Source organism: Methylomagnum sp., assembly GCF_054333355.1.
This window is the reverse complement of sequence record NZ_JBTEKS010000282.1, coordinates 1-5,726: the sequence shown is the minus strand read 5'-3', so window position 1 is coordinate 5,726 and position 5,726 is coordinate 1. Positions and strand designations below refer to the sequence as shown.

The 5,726-nt window shown below is 61.0% G+C and carries 3 protein-coding genes and 2 pseudogenes; 4 read left to right on the top strand and 1 reads right to left on the bottom strand.

Annotated elements, in window-relative coordinates; genetic code table 11:
* The 4 genes and pseudogenes from ACXWUF_RS17195 to ACXWUF_RS17180 all read left to right on the top strand — a co-directional run.
* Window positions 1–357: hypothetical protein (locus ACXWUF_RS17195; protein ID WP_458495845.1), on the top strand; the 357-nt coding region annotated here is incomplete at its 5' end.
* Window positions 263–1,792, top strand: a complete 1,530-nt coding sequence (locus tag ACXWUF_RS17190) for a type I restriction enzyme subunit R domain-containing protein (RefSeq protein WP_458495844.1) — start codon at window positions 263–265, stop codon at window positions 1,790–1,792. The genes ACXWUF_RS17195 and ACXWUF_RS17190, both read left to right, overlap by 95 nt.
* Entirely contained in the window at window positions 1,789–2,490 is a 702-nt protein-coding gene (locus ACXWUF_RS17185) for a M48 family metallopeptidase (RefSeq protein ID WP_458495843.1), read from the top strand. Before ACXWUF_RS17190 ends, ACXWUF_RS17185 begins: the two co-directional genes overlap by 4 nt.
* A gap of 707 nt (window positions 2,491–3,197) precedes the next feature.
* Window positions 3,198–4,109: pseudogene (locus ACXWUF_RS17180) on the top strand (tyrosine-type recombinase/integrase); the annotation flags it as partial.
* Between the two features lie 78 nt (window positions 4,110–4,187).
* Here the strand turns inward: ACXWUF_RS17180 and ACXWUF_RS17175 are convergent.
* Window positions 4,188–5,458: pseudogene (locus tag ACXWUF_RS17175) on the bottom strand (IS256 family transposase).
* Window positions 5,459–5,726: the final 268 nt, after the last annotated feature.

The window sequence follows — 5,726 nt, the reverse complement described above, 5'->3', positions numbered from 1 at the left end:
GGCGACTACATCGACCGCTACCTGCTCAGGGACGCCGAACTGGACGGGGCCACGGTACCGATCCTCTACGAAGGGCGCACCGCCGACGGCATGGTAAAGGAGGCCGACAGCCTGGACGCGGTGTTCGAGGATATGTTCCGGGGCTATACCGCGAAGGAACTGGCCGTCATCAAGGCCAAATACGCCACCCAAGGCGACGTGCTGGAAGCCCCGCTGCTGATCGAGAAAAAGGCGGCGGACCTGCTTCGAACACTATATCGGCGTGATTCTCCCCGAAGGCTACAAGGCGCAAGTGGTCGCCACCAGCCGCGAGGCCGCCGTCACCTATTTCGCCAAGCTGACGCAAGCCAAGGCTGAACTGGTGGCCGACCTGGAAACGCTCTCGCCCGCCCTGCTGGCGCTTTCCGAAGCGGACCAAGACAAGCTGGACCGGCGCACGCGGTTCCTGATTCAGGCTCACCCGCATCTGCCCATGATCCGAGCGCTGGAATTCGCCGTGGTGGTTTCCGGCAACCACAACGACCCAGAAACCTGGAAGGATTGGACCGACAAGGCCAAGCAGGAAACCCATGTGGAGCGCTTCAAGCGCCGCTTGGCACCGGAGAAGACCGACAAGACCGACTCCTTGGGCCTGTTGATCGTCACCAACATGCTGTTGACCGGGTTCGATGCCCCCGTCGAACAGGTGATGTATTTGGATAGGCGGATCGTCGCCCACGACCTGCTGCAAGCCATCGCCCGCGTCAATCGCACCTGTGGCCGGAAGCCGCGTGGCTATGTGGTGGATTACATCGGCGTGGCCTGCCATTTGAACAAGGCTTTGGAGGAATACGACCGGGAAGATGTCGCCGGGACCGGGCTGGACATTCATACCGAACTGCCCAAACTGCGCGACCGGCACGCACGGGTCATGGCGATCTTCGCCGGGCGCGGCATCACCGACCTGTTCGAGGGTGTGCAAGAAGCCGTCGAACTGCTGGCCGACCTGAAGATTCGGGCGGACTTCATCAACAAGCTACGGCTGTTCTACGAGGCCTTGGGCCTATTGGAACACCGCCCCGAAGTGTCGCCGGAAATGTTCCGCGATGCCAAGCTGCTCGGCTTCATCAACAAGGTGGCAGCGAATCTCTACCGCGATCCCACCCTCAATTTGCTGGGTGTGCCGGAAAAGGTCCGCGCCTTGATAGACAAACATGTCGCGGCGCGGGGCGTTAATCCGAAAATTCCGCCCATAGCCATCACCGATGCCGAATTCGAGCAAGCCATCGCCGCCAAGCCATCGGCGAAAACCCGCGCCGCCGAAATGCAGCACGCCGCCCGCTACCACATCAGCGGGTTTCTGCTGCAAAACCCGGAATACGCCAAGAAAATGAGTGAGAAGTTGGAGGAAATCCTCAAGACCTTCCAGGACAACTGGACGGAATTGGAAAAGGCGCTCAAGGAGTTCGTGGACGGACTCAAGAAAGGCGATGTCAACGAGTTCCCCGACCTTGATCCCGAGGTTCAGGTGCCTTTCGTTCGTCTGCTACTCGAAACGATCACCAAGAATGCCGTGTTCGATAAAGCCCGCGAACAACAATTCATCGAACTGGCCCTCGATTTCATCGAACACATCCGCCAGGAAATCCGCCGAGTCGGCTTTTGGCGGAGCGAGCACCGTCGCGACAATCTGACCAAATATCTGGCCCGCCGCCTGATGGTGGAAGCCAAGCTCTTGCCCAATGTGGCCCGTGAGCTTGCCTACCAACTGGTGGCCCTCGCCAAGCACAACCACGAGGCGCTGATTCGGTGAGTGCGGAAACGCTTTCCATCGGCGAACTCACCTTCGAGGTTCGACGTAGCGAGCGGAGGAAGTCCCTAGGGTTGACCGTGGACCGGGGCGGCGAACTGTTATTGCACGCGCCGCCCCAGGTTCCCCGAGAACAACTTGAGGCGTGGGCGCGTGGCCGATTGCTCTGGGTTTACCGGAAGCTGGCGGTCAAGGAAACCAAGCTTCCCGAGCCGGTTCGGGCCAAGCTGGAATCGGGCGATACCGTTTACTACCTGGGCCGAAGCTATCGCCTGAAATTCGCGCCATTCCAGGCGTTGCCAGTGGTTTGTCAGGCTGGCTGGTTTTGGGTGCGCCAAACGGAACGGGACCAAGCGGAAAGCTTGCTTAAAGCTTGGTTTGAAAAAAACGGGGCACGCTGGCTAGGGCAACGGGTTGGATTGTTATCGCAAAAATACGGCTTGGTTCCATCCGGGGTGGATGTCCGGGACTTGGGGAACCGATGGGGTTCTTGCAACGCGGGCGGCGTCGTCAATTTCCACTGGCGCTTGCTGCAAATGCCGGTGCGCCTGATCGACTATGTGATTGCCCATGAGTTGACCCATTTGGCCGAGCCAACCCACAGCCCGGAATTCTGGCAACGCTTGGAAGCCATCATGCCGGACGCCGAAACGCGCAAGCTGGAACTGCTGGAGGCTGGGAGGCGGTATCTTGTGCTCTGACGGGGCTGATTAGGCGCACTGCCTCATGGGGCACTGGCGGGGCACTCAGGGGCAAATTGGGGCAACAAACGGCAGGTGTTGGCAGCACAGAAAAACATATAATGCTTTGAATTTGTTCGGCATTAAGTGTCGTTACTTGTTGCTGGCTACGGATTTTAGCGGACTCAAAATCTGGTTTGGGAAACCAAGTGTCGGTTCGATTCCGACCTCCGGCACCAATTGATAGACCGCTAAGGTCCGGTAAAGACCTAAAAACCCGCATAGTTCAACGGCTTGCGGGTTTTTTTATGTCCAATGAAGTCCGCTGACATCCGCTTGAAGCCGGGGCATTTTAGGGGCATATTTGGGGAAACCTGTCTGGAAGCATTTTTCTTATGCCCCCATGGGGGTCACCTCACGAAACGGAAAATATCGTACGCCAAGGAATCGAAGTGCCTGTTTGGACGGGGCTTTTGGCGGCAGCGGCCTCTCCATCTGTCCGGTTGGGGCATACCCTAGCCTTACGTCAGGAAAAGACGTGAAACCTGTCAGGTTAGGGTCAGTTTTCGCGTTATCTGACGACGAGATTGTGAGGTTAAAGACCTCAACCTGACAGTTCAGCCCGCTAACGTACGATATTTTCCGTTTCGTGAGGTGACCCCCCATGCCTCTAACGGACACTGCGATTCTTGCCGCCAACCCCAAGGAAAAGCCTTACAAGCTCTCGGATGGACACGGGCTTTTATCTACTCATCAACCACGCCGGGAAGTATTGGCGGCTCAAGTACCGCTGGGGCGGCAGAAAAAAGGGGCTTTCTCTTGGCGTCTACCCTGACGTGTCGCTGACGGAAGCCCGCGAAAAACGGGACACCTACCGCCAGCTTCTCAAAAACGGCCACGACCCCGCCGAATCCCAAAAAGCCAACAAACAAGTGGAACAGGACGCCTTTCCCTCCCTTGGGGCGCGGCCCGTGAACGAGGTCGAAACGCCCGAAATACTTGATATGGTCCGGGCCATCGAGCGACGCGGGGCATTGGAGACGGCGGGCCGGGTGATGCAGCGATGCGCGGCGGTGTTCCGGTATGCGGTGCTGACGGGGCGGGCCAAGCATAACCCCGCCGCCGACCTGCGCGGCGTGTTGAAAACACGCAAGGTGGAACATCGGGCGGCACTGAGCCGGGCCGAACTGCCGGAACTGTTGCGGAAGATCGAAGCCTACGACGGGCGACTGTTGACCCGGTTGGCGTTGCGCTTCGCGGCCTTGACCTTCGTTCGACCGGGGGAACGGCGCGGGGCACGCTGGGAGGAATTCGACCTTGAGCGGGCCGAGTGGAGCATTCCCGCCGAGCGGATGAAGATGAAAGCCCCGCATCTGGTGCCCCTGTCATCCCAAGCTTTGGCGACCTTGGAAGAAATCCGCCCGTTGACGGGGCGCTTTCTCTTCGTGTTTCCGAGTGAGCGCAGCATGGCTAAACCGATGTCGGAGAATACCCTACTCTATGCCCTGTATCGGATGGGCTATCGGACCCGCATGACGGCGCATGGCTTCCGGGCCGTGGCGTCCACCATCCTGAACGAGTCGGGTTTCACGCCGGATGTAATCGAGCGCCAGCTTGCCCACGTCGAGCAAAACAAGGTGCGGGCCGCTTACCACTGCTCTGAATACCTGGACGAGCGGCGGAGCTATCGTCAAATCTGGTGTATGCGGCGGAGTCGGTCAGGCGGCGACCTGCTGCTCTTCCTCGCCCTTGGCGGGTTGATATGCAACTTTCAGGCCATCATGGAGGCGGACCCCTTGCGCCACCTCGGGCAGCAACTTGAAGCCTCCCAGCCTGTGCCAACTTTTTTCGGCGTTCAGCGCCAACTGGAAGACCAGGCCCAGCAAGGTGTCCGGGAGACGCAGTTCTTGGTCCGGGTCGTCCGGTGGCGGATGGTGGCGAAGCTCGACTCGATGGGGTTGGTGGTCCGTATATGCGGCCAGTGTTCGGCGGGGAAGTCGTAGAAGGCCAACAGGGCCGCCCGGTCCTTGACCAGCTTCTCCACCGCCTTGGGATACTTGGTCCCGAAGTCGCGAACGAAGCGGTCGAACGCCTTCCCGGCCTGCGCCTGGGTTTCCGCTATCCAGACCTCGTGCAGCCCGGCCTTGGCCTTGCCCTGGATGGACTTCGGCAGTTCGTTGAGCACGTTGGCGGTCTTGTGCGCCCAGCAACGCTGGCCCCGGGTTTCCGGCCAGGCTTCCCCGCACGCCGCCCAGAAGCCCAGGGCGCCGTCGCCGATGGCCAGCACCGGCGGCGTCTTCAAGCCCCGTCCTTGCAAGTCCTGTAGCACAGCGAGCCAGGCAGCCTTCGACTCCCGGTGGCCGTCCGACAAGGCCAGCAACCGCTTCTCGCCCTGTTCGTTCACCCCGATCAGGACGAGCAGGCAGAGCCGGTCGTCCTCGCCCCGCAGGGTCGAATAGATACCGTCCGCCCAGACATGGACGTAGCGCTCCCCCGACAGGTCGCGCCGGTTCCAGGCCAGGTAGTCCTCCGCCCACTGCGCCTTCAACCGGCTCACCACCGGCGGCGACAGTCCCTGCGCCTCCTCGCCCAGCAGCACCGACAGCGCTTCCCGCATGTCCCCCGTCGAGACGCCCCGCAGATAAAGCCAGGGCAGCGCCGCCTCCACCCGCCGCGCCTTGCGCACGTACGGCGGCACGATGGCCGAGTTGAACTTGATCCCGCTCCCCGACCGGTCCCGGACCTTGGGCACGCGGACGGGAACCTCCCCCAGCCCCGTGAGGATGTCCCGCTCCGGCAGGTGGCCGTTGCGGACCACCGCTTGGCGGCCCTTCAGGTCGGTCACGTTGCCGTACTGCTCCAGCAGCAGTTCCAATTCCGCTTCCACGGCCTTCTCGATCAAGCCCCGGGCGCCACGGCGCAGCAATTCCGTCAGCGAATCGCCCATCGCCCCTGGCTGGCCCCATGCTCCTGCGGTATCTTCTTTCATCGGCGTACCTCTTCGTCAGTCTGAAACGCGATCTCGTCAATCTCATTTCAGCAGGGTACGCCGCCCTCCCTCAATCCAGCCCCATACACCAGTTTCCGTTATAGCTCCTGGATGAGCTATGGAGCTCCGTCCATACGAAGGGGGCGCACCTGCCCTTCGCCAGAATCGCCAGCGACACTTATGGCGATGCCTGGGTCTGGCTGGCCTTTGCCCCGGCGTGGCGTTTGGTGCCGGCGTTCGTGGTGGGCAAGCGCGCGCAGGAAAACGC